22 protein-coding genes are annotated in these 23,369 nt (G+C 61.7%); 8 read left to right on the forward strand and 14 right to left on the reverse strand.

Going from position 1 to position 23,369, the window contains the following annotated elements; genetic code table 11:
• Nucleotides 1–249: 249 nt before the first annotated feature.
• A complete protein-coding gene (locus CF68_RS32250) occupies nucleotides 250–885 on the reverse strand; it encodes a hypothetical protein (RefSeq protein ID WP_035827083.1) in 636 nt (211 codons plus the stop codon).
• 98 nt (nucleotides 886–983) lie between these two features.
• Here CF68_RS32250 and CF68_RS32255 point away from each other — a divergent pair, with 98 nt between their 5' ends.
• Nucleotides 984–1,319 (forward strand): hypothetical protein, encoded by a 336-nt coding sequence (locus CF68_RS32255; protein WP_035827085.1) that lies wholly within the window; start codon nucleotides 984–986, stop codon nucleotides 1,317–1,319.
• Nucleotides 1,320–1,343: 24 nt separating this feature from the next.
• Here the strand turns inward: CF68_RS32255 and alr are convergent, their stop codons facing one another.
• The 5 genes from alr to CF68_RS32280 form a co-directional block, all read right to left on the reverse strand.
• A complete protein-coding gene (gene alr / locus CF68_RS32260) occupies nucleotides 1,344–2,462 on the reverse strand; it encodes an alanine racemase (protein WP_035827088.1) in 1,119 nt (372 codons plus the stop codon).
• A gap of 56 nt (nucleotides 2,463–2,518) precedes the next feature.
• Nucleotides 2,519–3,895 carry an N-succinylarginine dihydrolase gene (gene astB, locus CF68_RS32265; RefSeq protein WP_051591788.1) on the reverse strand — a complete coding sequence of 459 codons (1,377 nt, stop codon included), beginning with the start codon at nucleotides 3,893–3,895 and terminating at the stop codon, nucleotides 2,519–2,521.
• Entirely contained in the window at nucleotides 3,879–4,934 is a 1,056-nt protein-coding gene (gene astA / locus CF68_RS32270; RefSeq protein ID WP_035827090.1) for an arginine N-succinyltransferase, read from the reverse strand. The genes astB and astA overlap by 17 nt, the downstream gene beginning before the upstream one ends.
• A gap of 19 nt (nucleotides 4,935–4,953) precedes the next feature.
• On the reverse strand, nucleotides 4,954–5,970 hold the full coding sequence (locus CF68_RS32275) for an arginine N-succinyltransferase (protein WP_084187573.1): 1,017 nt from the start codon (nucleotides 5,968–5,970) through the stop codon (nucleotides 4,954–4,956).
• 129 nt (nucleotides 5,971–6,099) lie between these two features.
• Nucleotides 6,100–7,041 (reverse strand): GlxA family transcriptional regulator, encoded by a 942-nt coding sequence (locus CF68_RS32280; RefSeq protein ID WP_235205962.1) that lies wholly within the window; start codon nucleotides 7,039–7,041, stop codon nucleotides 6,100–6,102.
• A gap of 257 nt (nucleotides 7,042–7,298) precedes the next feature.
• Between CF68_RS32280 and CF68_RS32285 the strand changes: the two genes are divergently transcribed.
• The 7 genes from CF68_RS32285 to CF68_RS32315 all read left to right on the forward strand — a co-directional run bounded on the left by CF68_RS32285 (nucleotide 7,299) and on the right by CF68_RS32315 (nucleotide 12,958).
• Entirely contained in the window at nucleotides 7,299–8,087 is a 789-nt protein-coding gene (locus CF68_RS32285) for an ABC transporter substrate-binding protein (RefSeq protein WP_013958610.1), read from the forward strand.
• Nucleotides 8,088–8,140: 53 nt separating this feature from the next.
• Complete coding sequence (locus tag CF68_RS32290; protein ID WP_035827092.1) at nucleotides 8,141–9,388, forward strand: FAD-binding oxidoreductase; 1,248 nt, start codon at nucleotides 8,141–8,143, stop codon at nucleotides 9,386–9,388.
• Between the two features lie 31 nt (nucleotides 9,389–9,419).
• On the forward strand, nucleotides 9,420–10,106 hold the full coding sequence (locus tag CF68_RS32295) for an ABC transporter permease (RefSeq protein ID WP_013958612.1): 687 nt from the start codon (nucleotides 9,420–9,422) through the stop codon (nucleotides 10,104–10,106).
• Complete coding sequence (locus tag CF68_RS32300) at nucleotides 10,106–10,819, forward strand: ABC transporter permease (RefSeq protein ID WP_369798931.1); 714 nt, start codon at nucleotides 10,106–10,108, stop codon at nucleotides 10,817–10,819. Before CF68_RS32295 ends, CF68_RS32300 begins: the two co-directional genes overlap by 1 nt.
• A gap of 20 nt (nucleotides 10,820–10,839) precedes the next feature.
• Nucleotides 10,840–11,649 carry an ABC transporter ATP-binding protein gene (locus CF68_RS32305; protein ID WP_369798933.1) on the forward strand — a complete coding sequence of 270 codons (810 nt, stop codon included), beginning with the start codon at nucleotides 10,840–10,842 and terminating at the stop codon, nucleotides 11,647–11,649.
• Nucleotides 11,650–11,732: 83 nt separating this feature from the next.
• A complete protein-coding gene (locus CF68_RS32310; protein ID WP_035827100.1) occupies nucleotides 11,733–12,401 on the forward strand; it encodes a transcriptional regulator in 669 nt (222 codons plus the stop codon).
• An 80-nt stretch (nucleotides 12,402–12,481) separates the two neighbouring features.
• Complete coding sequence (locus CF68_RS32315) at nucleotides 12,482–12,958, forward strand: RidA family protein (RefSeq protein ID WP_035827148.1); 477 nt, start codon at nucleotides 12,482–12,484, stop codon at nucleotides 12,956–12,958.
• 99 nt (nucleotides 12,959–13,057) lie between these two features.
• On the opposite strand, the gene CF68_RS32320 is transcribed toward CF68_RS32315, so the two are convergent.
• The 8 genes from CF68_RS32320 to CF68_RS32355 form a co-directional block, all read right to left on the reverse strand.
• Complete coding sequence (locus CF68_RS32320; RefSeq protein ID WP_013958617.1) at nucleotides 13,058–14,665, reverse strand: PLP-dependent aminotransferase family protein; 1,608 nt, start codon at nucleotides 14,663–14,665, stop codon at nucleotides 13,058–13,060.
• 96 nt (nucleotides 14,666–14,761) lie between these two features.
• Complete coding sequence (locus CF68_RS32325; RefSeq protein WP_035827102.1) at nucleotides 14,762–15,790, reverse strand: C45 family autoproteolytic acyltransferase/hydolase; 1,029 nt, start codon at nucleotides 15,788–15,790, stop codon at nucleotides 14,762–14,764.
• 4 nt (nucleotides 15,791–15,794) lie between these two features.
• The gene (locus tag CF68_RS32330) at nucleotides 15,795–17,291 is read right to left on the reverse strand and encodes a biotin carboxylase (RefSeq protein WP_013958619.1); all 1,497 of its coding nucleotides are present in this window, start codon (nucleotides 17,289–17,291) and stop codon (nucleotides 15,795–15,797) included.
• A gap of 2 nt (nucleotides 17,292–17,293) precedes the next feature.
• Nucleotides 17,294–18,157: a carbon-nitrogen hydrolase family protein gene (locus CF68_RS32335; RefSeq protein ID WP_152548588.1), complete on the reverse strand. Its 864-nt coding sequence runs from the start codon at nucleotides 18,155–18,157 to the stop codon at nucleotides 17,294–17,296.
• A gap of 41 nt (nucleotides 18,158–18,198) precedes the next feature.
• The gene (locus CF68_RS32340; RefSeq protein ID WP_035827107.1) at nucleotides 18,199–19,851 is read right to left on the reverse strand and encodes an ABC transporter ATP-binding protein; all 1,653 of its coding nucleotides are present in this window, start codon (nucleotides 19,849–19,851) and stop codon (nucleotides 18,199–18,201) included.
• A gap of 9 nt (nucleotides 19,852–19,860) precedes the next feature.
• On the reverse strand, nucleotides 19,861–20,700 hold the full coding sequence (locus CF68_RS32345) for an ABC transporter permease (protein WP_013958622.1): 840 nt from the start codon (nucleotides 20,698–20,700) through the stop codon (nucleotides 19,861–19,863).
• Nucleotides 20,697–21,698 carry an ABC transporter permease gene (locus tag CF68_RS32350; protein WP_035827110.1) on the reverse strand — a complete coding sequence of 334 codons (1,002 nt, stop codon included), beginning with the start codon at nucleotides 21,696–21,698 and terminating at the stop codon, nucleotides 20,697–20,699. The genes CF68_RS32345 and CF68_RS32350 overlap by 4 nt, the downstream gene beginning before the upstream one ends.
• A gap of 60 nt (nucleotides 21,699–21,758) precedes the next feature.
• The gene (locus CF68_RS32355) at nucleotides 21,759–23,357 is read right to left on the reverse strand and encodes an ABC transporter substrate-binding protein (RefSeq protein WP_035827112.1); all 1,599 of its coding nucleotides are present in this window, start codon (nucleotides 23,355–23,357) and stop codon (nucleotides 21,759–21,761) included.
• Between the last annotated feature and the right edge of the window lie 12 nt (nucleotides 23,358–23,369).

Raw genomic sequence — 23,369 nt, forward strand, 5'->3', positions numbered from 1 at the left:
GAAATTCATGGTCGTTCTCCCAGCGGGACGAATGGCGAATCTGACGCGTCCTATATTAATTCGCTATACCGTCCATCTACGGCACTCCTGCGCTTCCATGGCATGCGATTTTGGCTGGCGATTTACATCCCGGCAGCGCTGTCGCCGACGTGAAGAGTCACATTCATGACCTTTCGCGAGAGTCGGGAACTTAACCAACCACGGGTTCGACCGTGTCCTTGCTACGGGCTTGCGTCGCCGCGTCATCCGTTAGCCAGGATACATCTCGTTGTTTTGGGATGGCGCGGCTACAGGCACCTGCGCATTGACCCGTACGGCATGTATGCCGATACCGCGAGCAATCTTTTCACAGTGCGCTGACGCTGTAACGAGCAAGGCTTGGTGTGCCGGTATGGCGGTTGTGCGCAGAATCAGGCCATACTGCTCGCCCTCCGCCTGGTGGGCGGACATGGCATCGGCAGTGGCTACAACAGAGAATCGTTCGGACCAATCCCGTCCCAGCGCCCTTTCCATAATGGCGCATACCATTCGGGATGAAAGCATCGAGGCGAGCGCGAGGCGTCCGCCGGTACGCTCGGCATCTTCCATCCACGCGAGCGCCTGTCGCTGGATATGGAAATTGCCTTCTTCGCACGCAGCAATGAAGCTCTTCTCAAAGGCGGACATGAGGGACTTGGCATGCGCACGAGCCAACTCGCCTCTTGCCAGATGCGCCTCGTGGCGATATTGCCTGAAGGCGTCAGCCAAAGCCTTCGCGGCCGAAACCGCGTGCCGATCGTCGATGGCGCCCGTGGTAGGGCGAGCGCCGTTAAATTGATCCTCGTTCTGGTCGTCATGCCACGACACCGTGTCGTCTAGCGTCAGTACGAGCAGTTCAAGTGCCATTTCCTTCTCCTTATAGGTGCCAATCCACCAGAACTGGCGTGTATTGCCCGATGACGTCGGCCAGCCAGCGAGAGAGCAGGCATCATGGCTCGCCCGGCATGGACGCATTGTCCAGCGGAGGGTCCGCGGTCCTCGGAGGCCTCGCCCGTAAAGTGGCGCGACAGCTGACGCGCATCAGTCATTGCGTGCTCGCCTATGCTGAGGCCGAGATCATCGAATTCTTGCTATGCACCACGCTGTCGTCAGTTGTAGCCGAGCACCGCGATGTGTTCGAGTGGATCCTCGTCGACGACCTGCAAGAATCTCGTGATACCGGCGACGTCTGTCTCCCTGCCTGCTTCGGCGGGGCAAGCGGGCTGGCCGATAGCCTGCTCGGTGGGAACTCTGTCGGTGGGAATGTGAATACTTTGCATGGTGTGCAGATTGTTGGTTAGGAGCTGGCCTTGCGTCGCAAGCTGCTAGTGATTGGCCGGAACGGCGACTCGCGTGACAGAGTTTCCCCAGCCAACGCAAAGATCCGGATAGATCGTGCCGGCTGCGGCTTCGATGCTGGCCACGTCGATGCGCGAGCCGCCCTGTGTTCCGAATAGCACCACCTCGTCGCCGGGCAGGATGTCGGGGCTTTCGGTGACGTCGACCATCAGCGTGTTCATAGTCACACGCCCCACCACAGGGTAGACCCTGCCGCGAATCAGTGCTTGGCCGCGGTTCGATAACGCGCGCCTATAGCCATCGGCATATCCGACGGGGATATTGGCAAGCCGAGAATCGCGCGACAGACACAGGGTGCGGTCGTAGGCTACGGTGTTGCCAGCGGCATAGGCATTCACCGACGCCACGCGCGACTTAAGGCTGGCGATTGGCTGGAAGTCCGGATAGGCTGGCAGGCAGCCAAACAGTATGGCACCTGTGCGTACCATGTCCAGGTGGGCAGCCCGCACTTCCAGCGTGGTAAAAGAGTTGGCGCAGTGTAGCTGGATCTGACTGCGCACCATGCTGGCGCTGGCAATCAGCCATGCGGATTCATCCCGGAAACGGGCGAGGCCGCGTTCGACGTCGCTAACCTCCTGTACGGGGAAATGGGTCATGATGCCGACTACCCGTAGGTGTGGCAATGCGGCGGCGGCCAGGCACTTCCCGCGCTCCGGTTGCGAGTCGAGGTCGAAGCCATTGCGGCTCATGCCGCCGGAGTTCAGTTCCAGGTGCACTCGGGCCACGCGCCGGTAGCGGTGCACAAGGGCGTCGATGTGCCGGGCGTAGTCGAGGTTGCCGACAATTTCTTCCAGACCATATGGCAGTCCGTCTTCAATTTCAGCCAGCGTGGCGGCGCGTACGCGCAGTAGACGGCCCGTGAAGCCAGCTTGGCGGACCTGCCGCGCCTCGTCATTGCTCGCGATGCCGATTGACGACACGCCAAGAGCAACCAGCGTAGGCACCAGCAGCGCGATTCCGTGCCCGCAGGCATCCGCCTTCATCACGGCACACATCTCGGCTCTATCGCCGATACGCGTCTGTATGCCCCGGACGTTGGCCTCAAACTTGCCGAGGTCCACCTCCACCCATGCGTTGTTTTCCATGTCAATGTGTTGCAGATGTTTTCGAATTGCCGCACCGTAGATCGATGCGTCGGATGTCAGGATTCGGCGTAAAAGCCCGGAAGCGCGAGGATCGTCTCCAGTTCCTGTAGCGCGCGCCGAATCTCGTCAAGCAGAGCTGGATCCGCGAGGTCCTGCGGCAGCAAGCGGTCGCGGTAGTGACGGCAGACCCAGTCTGTGAGGCGCGCGTGAAGTTCCTCGCTGAAGAAGACGTTGGCACGAATGGCTGCCGCCTGGCCGTCATCGAGCACGACTCGAAGCCGCAGACAAGCCGGGCCACCGCCATTGCGCATGCTTTCACGCAAGTCGAACGACAGCACCTCGTCGACCGCGCCGCCGGGGGTAGAGATCGCCTCGAGGTAGTGCCGGCTCGCAGGCAGCTCAAGGCACTCCTGTGGCACGACAATCAGTGTGCGACCCTGCGCATCGCGCAGCAGTTGGCTGTTGAACAGGTACGTGGAGACGGCGTCGTCGAGCGAAACTTCCCGGGAATCGACCCGGATGGCTCGCAGAGTGAAGCCGACGGCCTCGCAACTCCGTCTGAGCGCGCCAATCAGGCCAGACTCGTCCTCGAAGGCGGCCTCATGGTAGAAAAGGGTGTCGAGGTTGCCAACGGCAATCACATCGTTGTGGAACACGCCGGCGTCGATCGCCGCGGCGGACTGCTTGCCGAAGAGCACACGAGACGAATCGAGGCAATGCAGGCGCGCAACGGCGCGACTGGCCTCATCATATTGGCGAGGGTCAAAGCGCTGACGAGCACTGGGTTCTGCGCCAAAGGTTTCTCCCCCGTAGACGAACAACTGCACGCCGGGCAGGCCGTGACCCGCCGTTAGCCGCGTGTGGTTGGCCGCGCCTTCATCGCCGAGCGACGTGGCTCCCGGGACCGCATCGTGCACGACGAAACGCGCCGGATCAGCGAAGATTGCGCGAAGCAGTCGGGTAGTATCGGGGTGTTCGATGGATCGATGCAGTTTGGCGCTCAGGTTGGCCGGGGTGAAATGCATTTTGCCGTCGGCCGAATCAGCTGCAGGGCTGACCGTCGCCGCGTTCGCCACCCACATTGAGGAAGCGGAATACGCCGCGGAAAGCAGTCGCTGGTCCGCGTGTGCGGCTTCGGCGAGTACCGCGGCATCATTCCCGCGAAAGCCCAGTTGGCGCAGCAGGCGCAGGTTCGGGCGCGACAGTGGGGGCAGGATAGCTTGGGGAACGCCGCGACGATGAAGTGCGAGCATTTTTTCCAGCCCCTGCAGCGCCGCCAGGCGTGGGTTCGATACCGTGCCACGATGGCGCATGGAGGCGACATTGCCGCTCGCTAGCCCGGCATGGTGATGACTAGGGCCGACCAGTCCGTCGAAGTTGAATTCTCGGGCCTCACAGGTCGATGAAGTGCAAGTGTCAAGTAGGCTGGCCATGAGCGATGTTTCCTGGTTTGAGCGTGGCGACGCGCACCGGATTGCCTGCATCGACGGCTAGGGCGGCGCATTCCTCGTGCGTGAGCGATAGCCTCCCAAATGCAGGTGCAGCATCGGTGACGATAGCGCGGAAGTCCGCCAGACGCGTATTGCAGACTAGCTGCGGAGCCCCGGCGTGCAGCGCGCGCGTCCCATCCGGCACCGGGTACGCAATTGCTAATGTGCTTTCCTTGGTAATTCGTAGGTGCCGGATGTGGCCCTGTACAACCGGGCCGGCATCGAAGATGTCGACCAGCCCTTCATAGGCCATCCCTTCTTGCTCGAGCATGCGGCGGGCGGGCTCTGTGGATGCATGGACACGCCCGATGACCGTTTGTGCTTCCTCGGTCAGGAAGTCCGCATAGATAGGAAAGCGTGGCATCAGTTCGGCAATAAATGACTTCGCCCCGCCGCCGCTATGGTCGTCGGCGACAGAGAAATCCATCTTGAAGAAATGCTGGCCTAGGCTTTCCCAGAATGGCGAGGTGCCATCCGGGCGCAGGTAGCCACGTAGTTCCGCACAGAGGACGTCCGGTAGCAGATCGACAAAGCTGGCGGCAAACATCAAGCGACCTTTGGACAGCAGCTTGCCGTTGTGTCCCTGCCGGTGCGAAGGGTCGAGAAAGAGCGTGCGCAGTTCGGCGCAGCCAGTGAGGTCGTTCGACAGGAAAAGTGTCTTCTTGTTCGAGTACACGCCGATCTCCCGGCTCGAATGGACGAGCTGGCCAAGGCGGAAACTGTAGAACGCTTCGTCGAGGCCGACCGCGGCCTTGATCGCACTGACGCCGCCGATGTCGCCGTTGCGGGTGTTCTCGAGTACGAACACATAGTCGCGCTCGGTGGGGGCAATCGTGCCGGCAAAGGAGGCCTCGGCCGTTACGATGCGCCTCGCGAGCGCGTCAGGGTCGGCCTTCAGTGTCGTCATTCCTGGCCCGACACGGCCGGCGAGGGAGAGGAGGGCGGGCAGGTCAGCAAAACGGATCGCACGCAGTACTAGCATGTTTGTTTCCCCTGACGCATCAGGCCGATGCAACGATGACGGCATCGCCGGTGCCGACGTGGAGCGCGTCCTGCGTCGCGGCGGAAAGAAGGATTCGGCCCCGATCGAGTTCAACCGTAGCCGGTGCCATCGCACAGCGGAAGGCCTGGGTCGCGGTGGCCGTTGCAATCAGACAGGTTTCGCCCGGATGGCTATCGACGGCTTCCGCGACGGTCAGCGTGCGGGTCGTCGACAGGGTGCGCAGGCGCGATGCGTGAGCTTCGAGCACCGGGCCTCCATCGAAGATGTCGACGTAGCGATCCACCTCGAAGCCTTCCCCCGCGAGGATGTCGAAGGCGGTGCTCGCTGCCGGATGGAGCTGGCCTATGACTTCACAAGCGGCTTCGGGCAGAAGTGGTACGTAGACTGGGTAGTGCGGCATCAGCTCCACAATCAGAGTCCCATTGCGGGCGCCACGCACCGCGCGCTCGGCAGACAGGTAATCCATGTTGAAGAACTTGCGACCGATTGCGTTCCAGAAGGGCGATGTATGGTCGGAGAAGGTCTGCCCCGGCAGGCAGGCGAAGAAGCTGTCGGCGAAGCGTCGGCGGTCGGCCGCCGCCAGCATCAGCCGCGCCCGCGACAAGAGCGTTGCGGCAGCGGCATGCCCGGACGAAACCTGCAGACCGGACAGTTGGGAATGCGCCGTCAGGTCTGAATTCAGTGTCAGTACATGGACATTGTTGGCGATTCGCAGGTCGCGAGAGACGTGGTGTACGACATCGTTGCGATAAGAGAAGTAGGCGCCTGCGGATCCTGCCGTGGCGGCAATGGCCGCCGTCCCGACGATGGCACCGGTGTCGTCTTCCAGTACGAGTTGGTAGTGCTCGTCTGCAGGGGCATCAACCAGTCGGGCCAGGGCCTCACGCGTGTGCGCGATGGCTTCTTCAATGGCGTCGTGCGTACGGGGGAGTGTATGGACATGCGGGGGCGCCATTTCCGCAAGCGCCATCAGGCTTGGCACATCGTCATCGGCGGCGGGGCGTGCAATCCACATGGCGGGGAAGCTCCATCAACTATCCGGATGTCACTCTACGGATAAATTGTGCGGTTGCCGTTCAGGATTGCGACGAGATTTTGCGTCGTTGCGTCGTTGCGTAAAGCAGTTGACGTCGTGCTTTAGCCTTCAGGGCGCGCCGCCAGCCAAGATGCGCTGCCGCTCCTCACGTGGCGTCGTGCCATACACCGTACGGTACGCCGTGGAAAAATGCGGGCCGGAGGAGAAGCCGCACATCAGTGCGATTTGCAGCAGCGAGTGGCGGGAATCGCGAATCAACCGCTGTGCATGGGCTAGGCGAAGTTCCATGTAATGTCGCGACGGTGCCGTGCCGAGACACTGCCGAAAAATCCGTTCCAACTGCCGCCGAGAAACGCCGGCTAATCGTGCGATCTCGTCAGCCTGCAGCGGCTCCTCGAGGTTTGCCTCCATCAGCGCGATAGCTTCGACCAAGGCCGGCGGGTGCCCCGCGGACACTGGATCGGCGGGGCGTTGCAGGTCGGCGGGCGCACGCACTTGCCCGACGCAGAGGCGAGCTTGGAGGTCGGCAGCGGCACGCGTTCCCAGTACGTCGCGCAGGAAAATCAAAGCTAGGTCGATGACCGCCGCACCACCGCAGCAGGTGGTCCATCGACCCGCGTGCTCAATGATGGCTGGCGAGAGAATACTGTCGGATTCGGCCACGAGTTGGGCTGCCTGCATCCAGTGCGGCGCGACGCGGATGCCCTTGGCGCGCCCAGTGTGGATCATCCATAACACCGCCGCGCCAACGGCGATGACATACGTGGCGCGCTCGACCAGTGACTCGAGTTGCGGCGCCGCAAGCCAGTCCGGCTCTTGTTGCCATAGGATCAGTACATCCGGCGGGGCTAGCGTCGCGGCCTGAGGCGTCAGAGTTGAGACACGCAGCGCCTCATGCTCGGTACCTGCCAATTCCAGAATCTGCCGCAGCAGGGCCACGTCCGCCGGCAGGTATGCCGGATCCCCGGGCAGGAACACATGAATCGACGCGGCACCGGCAATTCGGTGCCAGGGCGATCCCCCGTGCGGTGCGTCCATGCCGGTGCTCAATGCCGTTCCTCTTCGCGAATACAGGTCGTTCCGCGTCCATGGTAGTCATTGGGCGTGGCGCTGATAAGAGCCAATTCCACGTGCAGGTACCAGACCAATGCTCGCGCGCCGCGTCTGTGCTGCATTTGCGCCCGATTGGCGAGTTGCTCTATCGTATACCCGATTGTCCAGAATAGATTAGTTGTCTATATTTCGTTTCCACGAATCGTCATGCTGGTTTGGCGGAAGCCGCCAGCGAAACAATCAAAGGAGACGCGATGAACTGGAATACGAAACTGCTGGCGAGCCTTCTGGCTGCTTTGGGATTCGCCGGCACAGCGGGCGCACAATCGGCTCAGGTGTTGCGCATGGGCCTGAACCCGACGTATCCGCCATTCGAAAGCAAAGCCCCTTCCGGCGAATTGCAGGGCTTCGACATCGATGTTGGTAACGCCATTTGCAAGAAGCTCAATGCGAAATGCGTCTGGGTGGAGAACGACTTCGACGGGCTGATTCCCGCGCTGCAGGCGCGCAAGTTCGACGTGGTCAACTCGGCGATGAACATTACCGAGAAGCGTAAGCAGGTCATTGACTTCACTGCGCCGATCTACGTGGTGCCGATTCAGTTGGTAGCGCGCAAGTCGACAAAACTGCAGCCCACGCCAGCCGGGATGAAGGGCAAGACGGTGGGCGTGATGCGTGGAACGACGCAGGAGGCCTACTTGCAGAAACATTGGTCGAAGACAGGTACTGAAATCGTTTCCTACCAGGACCAGGCGCAGGTCTTTGCGGACCTGATTGCCGGGCGCATCGACGGCGCGGTTCAAGAATCGCAGACGGCACTGGACGGGTTACTGAGCAAGCCCGAAGGGCGCGACTTCGAGTTCGCCGGCGAGCCGCTGGTTGATCCCTCGACGCTTGGGATCGGTACCGGCCTTGGCATCCGTAAGGGCGACAGCGCGTTGCGCGAGAAGCTGCAGGGCGCAATCGTTGCACTGAAGCAGGACGGTACGCTGTCGACGCTTTCGCAGAAGTACTTCAAGCGAGACATCATTGTCAAAGATTGACGGTAAGCCTTGTCGTTTGTCGGTGGCAAAAGAAGCGGATTGGAGGGGGCAGCGTGGACGCAGATGTCGTTGTAATCGGAGCCGGGATTGTAGGTGTGAGTGTCGGCATTCACCTCGCACAGCGCGGGCGGCGCGTGGTCGTAATCGACCGCCGTCTGCCCGGCGAAGAAACGAGCCATGGGAACGCGGGGCTGATCGAGCGAGCCTCGGTCGTACCCTATGCTTTCCCGCGTGACCTGCTCACCATCGTGCGTTACGCGACCAACCGGCAGACAGCCATGCGCTACGACACGAGATCCTTGCCGTCGTTTGCGCCGTGGCTGTTCAGATACTGGCGCGAATCTGCGCCGGCGAGGCTGGCACGCGCAAGCGCCGATATGCTGCCCCTTATTGCCAATAGTGTCACGGAGCACGACAAACTGATCGAGCTGGGAGGCCTCGGGGGACTGGTGAAACCTGGCGGCTGGATTGAGGCGTACCGGACCGAGGCTGCGCTCGAGCGTCGCCTTCAAGTGTGCAGGGCACTTGGGGATGCGCACGGGCTGGCGATGGCGGCATTGGACCAGCGCGGACTGGAGGCGACCGAGCCGGGCCTTGGCCCGGGCTTCATCGGCGGAATTCATTGGATCGACCCGCGCAGTGTGACCGACCCAGGCCGGCTGACGCAGGGCTATGCTCGCCTGTTCGAATCTATGGGCGGCCGTATCGAACGCGACACCGTACAGGCGCTTAGCAAGCGCGCGGAAGGTTGGCAAGTCCGTTTGCAGGCCGGTGGCGACATGTTAGCCGCTGAGGTGGTGGTGGCGCAGGGACCCTGGTCCACGGAGCTGATCGTGCCGCTTGGCTACCGGATCCCATTGCGCCCCAAGCGCGGGTATCACATGCATTACCAGGCCGAGACCCGCCATCCGCAACGGTATCCAATCGCCGATGCTGAAGTCGGCTACGTGGTGGCGCCCATGCAGCGGGGACTGCGGCTTACAACGGGCGTTGAAGTGACGAGCCCATCGCGTCCGCCGACTACGATCCAGCTTGACCGGGCAGAGCGCCAGGCGAAGCCCATCTTTGGACTGGGCAGGCGGCTGGACGATGAACCTTGGATGGGAAATCGACCCTGTACGCCGGACATGCGCCCGGTGATTGGCCCGGCGTCGCGCCACCTCGGGCTGTGGTTCGCGTTCGGCCATAACCATCACGGGCTGACGCTCGGCCCGGTTACTGGCCGGCTGCTGGCGGAGATGATGACCGGCGAGAAGCCGTTCACGGATCCCACGCCGTACCGTCCGGCCCGCTTCGGGTGAGCGCCCGATGGCATAACTAGGGAGACTACAAATGCTTCATGGATATGGTGCGGTCATTGCCGAAGGGACCTGGCAGACCGTCAAGCTTGCTTTCCTGTCCCTACTACTGGCGGTTCTCATCGGCCTGCTAGGCGCAAGCGCCAAGGTGGCTAGACGCAAGGGCCTGAATCGGGTCGCCGCGCTCTACACCACGCTGATACGCGGTGTGCCGGATCTGGTGCTGATGTTGTTGCTGTTCTATAGCATCCAGATGTGGCTAAATCATTTGACCGACTACGCCGGGATCGGCCAAATCGACATCGATCCGTTTGTAGCCGGCGTACTGACCATTGGCTTCATCTATGGCGCGTACTTTACCGAGACGTTCCGCGGTGCGTTCCTCTCCGTGCCAGCCGGCCAACTCGAGGCGGGGGTTTCAGTAGGCATGACGGGATTCCAGGTGTTTCGGCGGATTCTATTTCCTCAGATGATGCGCTTTGCGTTGCCGGGCATTGCCAACAATTGGCAGGTCCTAGTGAAGGCGACCGCACTGGTGTCACTGATTGGCCTGACGGACTTGGTGAAGGTCGCGCAAGACGCAGGCAAGAGCACCTTCAGCATGTTCCACTTCATCCTGGTCGCGGCAGTGATCTACTTGGCCTTGACCTCGGCTTCTAATTTGGTGTTGATCTGGCTGGGCAAGCGCTACTCACTCGGTGTCAGGGAGGCAAGACTCTGATGGACATGTTATTCGAATACTGGAAGGTATATCTCTATACCGACGGCGGCAAGATGACCGGCCTGGCAATGACCCTGTGGCTGTTGGTGCTGTCGCTGGCCATTGGCTTCATGGCAGCAGTGCCGCTGGCCGTGGCGAGAGCATCGTCAAACCGCTGGCTGGCAACGCCGGTACGCCTTTATACCTATCTCTTCCGCGGCACTCCGCTTTACGTGCAGTTGTTGCTGATCTATTCGGGCGTATACGGGCTGGCCACGGTGCGAGATATCGACGTATTGAACCAATTCTTCCGCAATGGATTCAACTGCACAATCCTCGCATTTGCGTTGAATACCTGCGCGTACACGACGGAGATCTTTGCCGGCGCCATCGCGAGCACTGCCTACGGCGAGGTCGAGGCCGCGCGTGCATACGGCATGTCGCGCTGGAAACTCTATCTGCGGGTGATCCTGCCTTCGGCGCTGCGCAGGGCGTTACCAAACTATGGCAACGAAGTGATTCTGATGCTGCATGCTACCAGCGTTGCCTTTGTTGCCACGGTACCCGACCTACTCAAGGTGGCGCGCGATGTCAATGCCGCCACCTATCGCTCGTTCGAAGCGTTTGGCCTAGCCGCGGCACTGTACTTGGTGATCTCACTGGCGGTGGTCCACCTGTTCAAAAAGGCAGAGTACAAATGGCTCGCATTTCTGCGGCCGACGGAGAAGAAATGATGTCGACACAAGCACTGAAGATGGCTTCGCCGGAACCTGTTCCGGTTCGGTCCACCGCTGTAATGCCGGCGCTTGCCGCTACTGGCATCCACAAGCGATATGGCGACCACGAGGTACTATCCGGCGTGTCACTGTCTGCCGCGTCAGGCGATGTGATCTCGATCATCGGATCCAGCGGCTCGGGCAAGAGCACGTTTCTGCGCTGCCTGAACTTTCTCGAGCAGCCCGATGCCGGCGACATCGCTGTAAGCGGCGAATCGATTCGCATGCATCGCGGCAAGGACGGCAAGATGCACGTCAGCGATGCTAGGCAGCTGCGGCGGATTCGTACCCGGCTCGCCATGGTCTTTCAGCACTTCAACCTGTGGTCGCACATGACAGTGCTGCAGAACGTGATGGAAGCTCCGCGCCATGTGTTGGGTGTAGCGCGAAAAGAAGCGGAGGAGTGGGCGGCGCATTGTCTGGACAAGGTTGGCCTGAACGCCCGTACACGCCAGGCGTATCCCGCCCACCTGTCCGGCGGCCAGCAACAGCGCGTTGCCATTGCCCGGGCGCTGGCCATGCGGCCGGACGTCCTGCTCTTCGATGAGCCGACGTCGGCGCTCGACCCGGAACTGGTCGGCGAAGTGCTGAAGGTAATGCAGCAACTGGCCGCCGAGGGTCGCACGATGGTGGTGGTTACCCACGAAATGGGCTTTGCGCGCTCGGTCTCATCGCAAGTCATGTTCCTGCACCGTGGCAAGGTCGAAGAGTCCGGGTCCGGCGAGAAGCTGTTTGCCAATCCCCAGTCGGACCGACTCAGGCAGTTTCTGTCGAGCAACCTCAAATAGGCGTTTCAGGCTGCCATGGCAATTCGTCGACCGCGATTGCGGTATCTTGTTGGCGAAGTCAGTGTTGGCAAAAAGGAACGACAATGAATCGGAAACGGAAGACCGGGAATGCAGATGTGTTAGTCAAGCGATATGCGCCGATCTCGGATGGCTTGGCCTTGCTCTTTTTCCCCTATGCTGAGGTCGTCATCCACGATACTGCCAGCAAGAAGGTGGTCTACATCGCCAACAATCTTTCGCGGCGGGAAGTGGGGGACGATTCGGCGATCGATGAACTCGATATCGACCCGGCCAAGAGGCTCTATGGCCCCTACGAGAAGGTCAATTGGGATGGGCGTCGGATGCGCTCGGTGAGCGTCACGCTGGAGGACGACAAGGGGGCGATGGCCGGGGTCATGTGCGTGAACTTTAATATCGCGGTATTCGAGGAAATCGGTAATGTACTGGAACTCTTCGTACGTGGTGTCGGAGTAGCGCCTTCGCATCCTCTCGACCTGTTCAAGGATGACTGGCAGGAGCGTATCAACGTGTTTCTGCACCGATGGCTGCAAGAGCGCCAGCTTGCGATCAATTCGTTGAGCCGAGACCACAAGCGCGAACTTGTCGAAGCGCTCTACATCGAGGGGGCCTTCAAGGGAAAGAGCGCAGCAAACTATGTGGCGAACCTGCTCGGAATGGGACGGGCAACCGTCTACAAGCATCTCAAGGCGTTGCGGGGTGAACTGATCCCCGAACTCGAAGCTTACAAATGAATGCCAGGCGTGCCGACGAGAAGGCCTTCGCCTGGCCAGATTGAAAGGAACACTACCCTATGACCACTCAGACAATCGAAATGCTCACACCCTACGAAAAACTCGCAGCAATGGGCATAGAGCTCGATCCGATACTGGTGCCGGGCGCCGCGTTCGAGATGGCGGTCCAAAGCGGCAACCTGGTGTTTGTTTCTGGCCATATCGCGCGCAGGAGCGGCGCATCGTGGCAAGGAAAGCTTGGGGCCGGCATCGGCACAGAGGAAGGCAAAGCGGCGGCGCGGGCAGCTGCCGTGGACTTGGTAGCTACTTTGCATGGATTCCTCGGAGATCTGTGCCGCGTGAAGAGGATCGTCAAGGTCATGAGCTTGGTGAACTCCTCGACGGACTATACGGAGCAGCACGTGGTGACCAATGGCGCTTCGGAGCTGCTGCGCGAGGTGTTCGGAGAGGTCGGTCGTCACGCGCGGAGCGCGTTTGGCGTGGCACAATTGCCGCTAGGTGCTTGCGTGGAAATCGAGATGGTGGTGGAGCTCCACGATCCGAAAGTTCAGTCTTGACTTTATCGCGGGCTAGCTGGCGAGCAACGATTCGATGTTCGCGACCATTGCTGAGTCCGAACAAACGGCCGCTTGCACTGAGCTAAGTGAGGCGAAGACTCACAGGGGCGACGGCGACGGCCAAGACTCCTGTGGCGACCTTTCGCTCCGGAAGGGATAGTGATACTGGGTGTGCCCGGCAGTAGTGCAGCGCGGCACCTGTGCTTCGCGGATGGCGCGAGCGATGACTTGCACCCCCTGGTCGATGGCATTGTCGGGAACGCAGGCATAGCCCAGGAGCAACCCCTTGCGGAAGTTGTGCGCATTCTGACTCTGATAGTAATGCGACAGCGGTCTCGCGGCAACGTCCCGGGCTTGAACCTGATGGCTGATCTCTACGTCGTCCATGTCGTCGGGGAGCAGCAAGACCAGATGGAGACCGGCATCCTGTGCGGCGACCGGCCAGTCGGGCCCAAGATGCGCAGCGATGGACTGGCGCAGCAGTCCATGGCGCTTGGCGTAAACATGCCGCACGCGGCGGATGTGCGCCGCATAGTGGCCCTCCGTCATGAAATCAGCCAGTGCCGCTTGCTGGACGAGCTGTCCTTCGCGGTACAGCTCCGCCAATGCATGCATGGCACACTTCGCGATAGATCTCGGCAGCACCATGTAGCCCGTTCGCATGCCCGGAAACAGAGTTTTCGAGAACGTGCCCATGTAGATGACCCGCTCATTGTTGTCCAGTCCTTGTAGCGATGCCAGCGGACGGCCCTCGAAGCGAAACTCGCTGTCGTAATCGTCCTCAATGATCCAGCAACCCGCACGCTGTGCATAGTCAATCAGCATCAACCGGCGCGACACGCTCATCGCCATTCCCAGAGGATACTGATGGGAGGGGGTGGTAAAGACAAAGCGCGGCGCCTGACCGTTGAGGTGCGCGTCGCTGGGTGCCATGCCGTCGGCATCGACGGCGACCGGCACAACCTCAATGCCATTGCTGGTGAGCACACTGCGCGTTCCCCAGTACCCGGGGTCTTCCACCCAAGCGCGGTCTCCCGGGTCGCCCAGTAGACGAGCGACGACATCGATGGCCTGGTGAATACCCGAGGTAATCACGATCTGCTCTGGATCGCATTGCACGGAACGTGAAAGATGAAGGTGCTCAGCAAGCGCACGCCGCAGCGCTGGATGGCCGCCGACCGTGTTGTAGCTGAGCGTCTCCGCGCCGGGGCGACGCCAGTGCCGGTTCAGTAGTCGCAACCAGATCTGGCGAGGGAAGAGCGAAACATCGGGAACACCCGCGACAAAGGCGCCCCATTGCCGGTTTGAGGCCCCCCGGTGTGCCAGCAACTGGGTGCCTCGCGCAGACAGGCTCGGGGATTGAGTTGTGAGTTGCCCATGAATACGGCCCGCGGGATCAGGTGCAGGGTGGGCGGTTCGAAGCGGGACATGCGCCACGAAAGTCCCGCGTCCCACGGTGGCGGTGACGTAGCCTTCCGCCAGTAACTGATCGTAGGCGTTGAGGACCGTATTTCGAGAGACGCCTAGTTCCTGCCCCAATAGACGGGACGGTGGAAGCCGGCTGCCGCCCGACAGGCTTCCTTCAAGAATCTCCCGCTTGATGAATTCATAGAGCTCCCGATGCATGCAGTCGCCAGTGCCCGCCCCAGGGGTCCAGGCGCGTTTTTGCAACAGCAGTTCGGAGAGCAGACTAGCTTTGACGGGCATGCGGGTGTGGTCTCATGAGAGGAAAGGTGTTGGGATATCACGGTCACCAGTCGCGGAATCCCTAGCCCTCGTTTGGTTAGTCTTGAAATCGGCCGGTCACTGCTGGCGCGGCTCACCGGGCGCAAACGAGAAGAGGACAGTGCGCTCGCTCTCGGCGAACGTGGCCACCGACTGCATCCACGGTTCTCTCCCTGGCCATTGCATCTCGACCGCGCCGCTGCGAGGCCAGTAGGTGGCGGTATAGAGCGTTCCGTAGCCGCGTTGGTACGAGTCCTGAAGCATCGGGGGACGCATCAGCGCCATCGCAATGTCGCGGGCACTTCCCGGCTGTGTCATGCGGCCCTCGAGCCACTGCTGGCGCTCCACGGATCGGGTCGCCTTGGCGTGCTCGGGCCATTCGACGCACTTCTGGTGGTTCGCAACGACGGCCAGGCGGTGGACTTCTGTAGCCCTGTCCGGCGCCACGAATACCGTGGCCCAGTCGCCCTGGCGATCAAGCAGCGTGATGCTGTAGGTGGTACTCACGGGCACGCGCTCGAGGAGACGGATGGCCTCGCGGGTCGTGGTGGCGACCTCCAGCACATAGCGCAGTACCAGAGGGACCCCGAATCCCTCGCCGGATACGGTGCGCCCGCCGAAGGACAGCGAGCAGGCGAGCCCACTTTCGTTGAGGCCGTCAAGCGCCCCCCACAAGCAGTCGCTCATGGCGACGACGCGCGCGCCACGCCAGCGGGTCGCCACCCAGTCGCCTTCAAGCAGGGCGGGCGCATAGTCGTAGTTGCGCACCAGCGCCGGCTCCTCGTGGCCTGCAGGGTCCGTCCATATGGCTTGCGTGCAGCCGCCGATGTACGGCGGCGGGCACCATAAGGACAGAAAGCGCGCTTCGATGTCACCGCCGCCGGCCAGGTCCACGAGCGATTCCCATACTGAAACAAGCTCTGGCATGTGCTTGCGCAGTGCGCGGCGACAATCGAGATAGCTCGGGCGACCAACCGTACCGGTGCGCAGGAACCAGGTGCGGTAGGCGGGCCAGTACCGGTCGAAGCGCGCTCTCCATTGGGGACCTGGCTGGTCCTCCACCCACGCTTCGAAGCGCACCGGAATGTGAACGGCATGGAGGGTCATGACATTAGAGGATCTTGAACGTGCCCGGGGCGGGGGCGGGTTCGTTGGCCGCGGGAACGAACGGCTTGCCGGCGTAGAGCTGCTGGATCCCCCGGATCCAGTCGCGCGAGCGTACATTGAGACGGAAGTTGTCTTTCATCGCCCGGCCGCGGGTAATGAGGATGCCGAGATCGGCCCCCTGGTAGCGGTAGTCGCCCGGGCCTGAGATGCGCAGAAAGAACGCCTCGCGCTCGGAGTCGATGGCGCGTCGCTCATAATCGAAGCGCTGGTAACCAATGGTGCCGTCGTCGGCCATCCGGTAGATTCCTGTCGGCGGCGCGCTAACGAGTTCGTCCACCTGAATTTGCGTAGACTTGATGACGAGTTGCGACCACGAGTCGATGAATTGCGGCTGCGCCCAGCGGTCATTTATTTCCTTGACGTTGAGGTCGAAGGGCATACCCGAGAACTCGAGCAGGTGGAACAGGAACAGAGGGGCATCGGCGTAGGCGAAGGCAGCGTGGTTGGTCATCGGGCTGGCGCCGCAAATACGCGGATTCAATTCACCCAGATAGACTTCTCCCGTGTCCTGATCAACCAGGAAATCAAGGTCGAAGTAGCCGCGGTAGCCCTCCTCGAGCAACTGGTTGCCAAAGCGCTCAGCCATATCGCGCGCCTTGGCACGCACCTCCTCCGAGAACGCGCCAGGGAAGATCTCGTTGCCACACCAGCCCCCCTTGTAGGGTGTCAACTCCTGCGCGCCCACGACCTCGGTGAGGAGGGGACCAACTAGCGTACCGGACTGTGTGGCACAGGCTTCCAGAGTAGCGCCGCGACAGTTGATGCGCTTCATGACCTTGACCTCGGCCTCGCCGACGATGTCGTCCTTGTGTTTCTCAAAGTCAGCTTCGCTGGCAATGAAGAAGGTCGTGTGGCCGGAGTCTCCGAACGCTGACTGCACCACGAGATCTGTTCCGAGACCCGCCGCACCGGCGGCGCATAGGAGTCCCTCGTAGCTGGTGACCTTCTGGAGCGTGTTCGGTACCGATTGGACGCCAGCCTTGTTGCCGATGCGCACGGTCTCCATCTTGTTGTCGCAGCGCTGGCGCAGGGCTGCGGGCGGGAACCATACGTCCATGCCAATTTCCTTAGCCAGCGCTTCGGTCTTCTCGTCGAACATCAGGAAGGTGGCCACCGGTCGGCCGCCGCGGCGCTCGATGAGGTCGATCACTTCCTTGTGCTGCAGCAGGTAGTTGTTAATGTCCTCAATGGACTCGAACTCCTCATGGGGCGTCTCGCTGGGAACGAAGACGTTGGGGTGCCTGCCGTCGAAGCAGTCGATGTAGCTGATGTAGCGGAAACGGTTGACCCATCGATCTACACCGAGCAGGTTGAAATTGGTGGCGCTGATGAAATAGATGGGACGCTCGTTGCGGTGGAACATCAACAGCATGTCGGCGATGGTGCGGATCTTCTGGCTCATAGGATTGGTTCCACGTTTCTTCTGACAACGGCAAGGCATGCTCAGACGGGCTTGGTCAGCGGGCCAAGGGTGTGGAGATAGCCGTTCGCCCCATTGCGCGCGTACACGGGAAACTCACACGCTCGGTCGCGGAAGCTCTTCAGCGGCTGGCCCAAGCTGCGCAGACCGCGTTCCCGTTCCCGGCGCACGCGCTGCAGGTCGATTTCGATGGCGATGATCTCATCACCCGCCTGGGACTCGTGCAGCACATATCCAGACGGATCGCAGACGATGGAGCGGCCGACGCCGCCGTCGCCGATACCGTTGATGTCGAAGAAATAGACCTGGTTGGTCACTGCCGAGGCTCGGGCGATCGCCAGTTCGACGTCGCGGTCGATCGTGTCTGTCATGGTCGGATGAAGGATCACCTCCGAACCGAGGGCGACCAGGGACCGCGTGGTCTCGGGGAACCACATGTCGTAGCAGATCGAGACCCCGAATCGCCCAACATCCGGCACGTCGAACACGCAGAACTCAGTGCCGCCGTCGACGCCGGCTTCATAGGGGCGGAACGGGAACAGCTTGCGGCAGCGAGTCACCACATTGCCGTGCGGATCGATGACCGGCGTGGTGTTGTAGACCACGGTGCCGTCGGGTGTCGCCACAGATTCGAACATCGACCCGGGGATCAGCCACAGGCCGGTCTCGCGGGCCAGTTCGCGCAGGCGCTCTTCGGTCGGCCCTGGCAGCGCCTCAGCCTTCTCGCGGCTGGGACCGAGCGGGCACAACTCCGGGAATAGCACCATGCGCACCCAGGGGAAACGCTTGCTGATGTGCTTCATGTAGCCACCCATGCGTTCTACGTTGTCTTGTGAGGCGGAGACGTACATCTGGACGCCAGCGATGCCGAAGTTGGAGAGGGTCACTTGCACTCCTCAAGAGAGGGAGATTGTCGATAGATGGCCGTTCACGCGCAGGCCGCAGCAGGAGCATCGACTGGCGGCTCCCAAGTCTGTCCAGGAATGGAGCCAATAAGACGGCGGGTGTATTCGTGCTGCGGGTCGTCGAAGATGCGCGACGGCGGGCCGGACTCCACCACGCCGCCGCGGTGCATGACGATGACGTGGTGGCAGATCTGGGCGGCAACCCGCAGGTCGTGTGTAATGAAAATCAACGCGAGGTTTAGCTGCTTTTGCAGCCGGCCCAGCAGCTCCAGCACCTGGGCTTGGACCGACACGTCGAGAGCTGAGACGGATTCGTCCGCGACGATGAGCTTCGGCTCAAGCGCCAGCGCACGTGCGATGCCAATGCGCTGGCGCTGACCGCCCGAAAACTGGTTGGGGTAGCGGTCGAAGGCCGACGCCTCCAGACCCACCAGCTCCAGCAGCTCACGGGTGCGACGGTGCGCCGCGGCGACGGGCATCCCATTAGCGACCGGCCCGTCGGAAATGATCCGGCCGACGGTGTGCCGGGGGTTCAGCGAGGCGAAAGGATCCTGGAAGATCATTTGCACGTCGCGGCGCAGAGGACGGAATTGGCGTTCACTCAGCATGGCGAGGTTGCAGCCGTCAAACAGCAACTCTCCTCCATCGATATCTGTCAGGCGCAACAGGCACTTCCCGATGGTGGACTTGCCCGAGCCCGATTCGCCGACAATCCCTAGCGTCTCACCACGGCGAACACTGAAGCTCACGTCATTCACCGCGTGGACCACACGTTTTGGCGCGAACCAGCCGCCTCCGGTGGCGTAGGTCTTGCGCAGGTTGCGCACCGCCAGCACGGTTTCCGCCTGCGTCGACGACGTCCGCTGTGCGCGGCCGCGGGGTACGGCGCCAATAAGTCTCCGAGTGTACGGGTGCCGGGGCGCGTTGAGCACCTGCTCGGCGGGGCCAATCTCGACCAGGCGGCCCTTTTCCATGACAGCGACGCGATCGGCAATTTCAGCCACCACGCCAAAGTCGTGGGTCACGAACATCACGCCCATGCCTTTCTCGTCCTGGATGCGGCGAATGAGCGCGAGGATCTGCGCCTGTGTCGTCACGTCCAGAGCCGTGGTCGGCTCGTCGGCGATCAGCAAGCCGGGTTCGAGCGCTAGGGCCATCGCGATGACGACGCGTTGGCGCTGGCCGCCCGACAAGCGGAACGGGTAGCTGTGGCGCAGCGTCGCAGGATCAGGCAGACCAACGAACTCGAGCAGCTCCAGTACGCGGCGTTCGCAGGCCTCGGGCTCATGACTGCGATGCACGCGCATGACTTCGGCGATCTGGTCGCCCACGGTCATCAAGGGATTCAACGCGGACAGCGGCTCCTGGAACACCATGGCCATGTCCTTGCCCCGCATGGACAGCAGGGTGGCTTCGTCGAGCTGGAGCAGGTCACGGCCCTGGAACAGAATCCGGCCGCTTTCGGGCACGAGGCCGGGGGGAAGCAGGCCCATGATGGCGTTGGAGCTCATGGACTTGCCCGAACCCGACTCACCGACGATGCAAAGGATTTCGCCGGGGAACAGGTCAAATGAGATGTCCTTTACCGCATAGGAGCGGTCCGCACCTGGGGGCAGTGGGATGCTGAGCTGCTGGATCGACAGCAGCGGCGCCTGGGATGGATCTTTCTGGGGCATGGGGATCTCCTATTCGCCGCGCTTGCGCAGTTGCGGGTTCAGGGCATCGTTGAGGCCTTCGCCAATCAAGTTGATGGCGAGCACGGTCAGGAGGATGGCGACACCGGGCCACACGCTCATCCACCAGGCCTCGCGCAGCATGGTGCGCGAGGCGCCGATCATGAAGCCCCAGCTCATCATGTTGCGGTCGCCCAGGCCGAGAAAGGACAAGGACGACTCGGTGAGGATGGCGGTGGCGACCATGAACGAAGCGGTGACGATGATGGGCGAAAGCGCGTTGGGAAGGATCTGAGTGAGGATCACGCGCAGCGGCTTCTGGCCGATCACGACGGCAGCCTGAACGAACTCGCGTTGTTTGAGGCTCAGGAACTCGGCACGCACGAGCCGCGCCACCGGCGGCCACGACACGACCGCGATGGCTCCCACAATTGTCACCAGCGAGGGGCTGAAAATGGCCACGATCACCACCGCCATCGCCAGTTGGGGGATGGTCTGGAAGAACTCGGTGAAGCGCATCAGCCCATCATCGATCCGACCGCCGCTGTAGCCAGCGACCGCGCCTATCAGGATGCCGAACACCAGGGCCACGATGGTGGAGACAACACCAACCAGCAGCGACACGCGCGCGCCGTAGAGCATGCCGGCCGTGACGTCACGGCCCAACATGTCGGTGCCGAAGGGCAGCGACGGGTCGGTGAACGGTTCCACCAGCGGCGAGGAGACCATCGTCCACGGCGACTCTTCGTAGAACAGCGAGGCGGTTCCTGCGAAGAATAGGACAGCCAGGAAGATGAATACCCCAAACAGCGCGCCGTAGTTGCGCGAGAAGCGGCGAAGGAAGGATTTCATGCGGGTGCTCCTTGACCGGCTGCGATGCGGGGATCGACGAACCGGTAGACGATGTCGGTCACCAGGTTGAAGGTCACGACCAGGACCGAGGTCATGAAGAAGATGCCCAGCAGAAGCTGGTAGTCGCGCTGAAGCAGCGCATCAAACATCAGGCGGCCGATGCCGGGCCAGGCGAATACGGTCTCGGTGAGTACCGCACCGCCTGCCATCTGGCCGAGCTGGATGCCTGCAAAGGTGATGACCGGCAGCAAGGCGTTGCGCAGCACATGTACGCGGATCACACGACGTGCCGGAACGCCCTTGGCGCGCGCGGTTTTCACAAAATCCATGCCCATCGCTTCGAGCATCGATGCTCGCGTGAGACGCACATAGACGGCCATGAAGAAGCAGCCGAGCGACAACGTGGGCAGCACCATGTGGTGGGCGATGTCCAGCATACGGTCGAATCCGCTCAGGTTGGCGCCGATCGATTCCATGCCGAAAGCCGGCAGCCAACCGAGTACGACCGAGAACAGGATGATGGCCATTAGCGACAACCAGAACAACGGCGTGGCATAGAGCAGCAGGGCGCCGGACATCAGTGCGCTGTCAAGCCACCGGCGCCGGTTCTCGTAACGTGTCCGGGCGGCCAGGACGCCAAGTGCCACGCCCATCACGATGGAGAACAGGAAGGCGCCGCCCATGAGCAGGAATGTCGCGGGCAGCCGGTCGAGGATCAGATCCAGCACCGGCAGCCGGTTTCGGTAGGAATAGCCGAGATCAAGCTGGGCGATTCCCTTGAGGTAGGTACCGAGTTGGATAACGAGCGGCTTGTCGAGTCCAAATTGCTCGCGCAGTTGACTGACGAAGACCTCATCGCCAGCGCCGGCCTCCCCGGCCAGTACCGTGGCCGGATCGCCGGGCGCCATGCGAACGAGGAAGAAGTTCAGAATGACGACACCGAGCACGACCACGAGGGCCTTTGCGAGTCGGGACGACAGAAAGGAGAGGAAGTTCATCGAGGGCTCCAGGCGCAAGGTAGGAGCCGCGGGCCGACCAACTGCGGCCCACGGCTGGGCTCACTTTTTGTCGATGTAGACCTTGTCAAACGACTCGTTCAGGCCAATTGCCGTGGTAACGAGGTTCTTCACGTTGGCGCGGTAGAGGGTGGGGAACTCCATTTCCAGCAGGTTGGCATTGGCCACTTCGCTGGTAAGCAGCTTCTGTATCTCGCTGTAGGCGCTTTGGCGCTCGGCAGCTACCTGCGTGGAGCCACCGCGCATCCAGAGCTGATCTACCTTGGGATTGTTGTAGCCCTGCACGTTGGCGAAGGGCGATCCCTTGACGATATTGGTGCTGCGGTAGAAGCGCTCCACACCCAGTGCCGGGTCGCCGTACTGGTAGGCGAAGGTGACCGTCATGTCGAAGTCCCAGTTGCTCACGCGGCCGGACCAGCTACCCGCGTCCGACGACTCGATGCTCACCTTCAGGCCGATGCTCTCCAGCATCTGCTTGATGTACTCATCAAGGCGGTCCCAGTTGGCACCATAGGAGGTGGAGAGGATCTTGACCGGATACTTGGCTACGTCCACGCCAGATTCCTTGACGAGTTCTCTGGCCTTCTTCAGGTTGAAGTCGAACGTCGGCGTGTTCTTGTCGTAGAACAGCGTGTTGGAGGTGAAGGGACCTGTCGCCGGCTTGCCCAGCCCGAAGAAGATGTTCTCGGCAATGAGCTTGCGGTTGAGCGCATGCATCGCGGCCTGGCGTACTTTGACGTTGTCGAACGGGGGCTTGCGCTGGTTCAGGATGAGGTAGGCCATCGGCGAGAACAGTTCCCAGCCTTTGGTCGTATACTCGACGCCAGAGATCGCGCGCAACCGCTTGACGTCCACGTTGTCAACGTCGCCGCCACGCAGCACCTGCACGTCGCCGCGTTCAAAGGCGACTGCACGCGACGCCGAATCCGGAATCACGTTGAACACCAGTTCATCGAGGTAGGGCAGCCCCTTCTTCCAGTAGTTGGGATTTCGCACGAGCTTGATGTAGGCACCCTTCTTCCACTCCTTGAACATAAAGGGGCCGGTGCCTACCGGCGTTTGGTTGGCCGGGTTCTTGCGATAGTCCGTGCCCTCATAAAGATGCTTGGGCATCATCGGCATCGTGCCGACCTCGAACATCATGATGAAGGGCGGGAACGGTTCCTTCAGCTTGATCTCGAGCGTGGATGCGCTCACGGCACGTACGGAGGCAACGTACTTGTTGAGCACGGCGCGCGTGCGCACATGCACTTCAGGCAGTAGCTGACCAATGGTGAATGCCGCGTCGGCAGCCGTGAACGGCTTGCCGTCGTGCCACTTCACGCCACTTTGCAGCTCGAAGGTGTAGGTCAGACCATCCGGCGAGATCGTCCAGCTCTTGGCCAGCTCGGGCTGCGGCTTGAGATCTGGGCTATAGGTCAGCAGGCCCTGGTAGATCTTGCCGGCAACGTACTGGGTGGGTGCCTGGGAATTGATCGCACTGACCAGCACTGGCGGCTCGGGCTGGACGATGGCCGACAGCGTACCGCCGCGCGTCTGAGCGTGCGCATTGCCTGCCGGGGCCAACGTGGCAGAAAGCAGGGCCGCTGCGAATGCAAGCGCGGGCACCGTGCGCAGGGAGGAAAGGGATAGAGAGGACATCGGGGTTCTCCT

Source organism: Cupriavidus sp. SK-4 (assembly GCF_000611125.1).
In the GTDB taxonomy this organism is placed as follows: domain Bacteria; phylum Pseudomonadota; class Gammaproteobacteria; order Burkholderiales; family Burkholderiaceae; genus Cupriavidus; species Cupriavidus necator.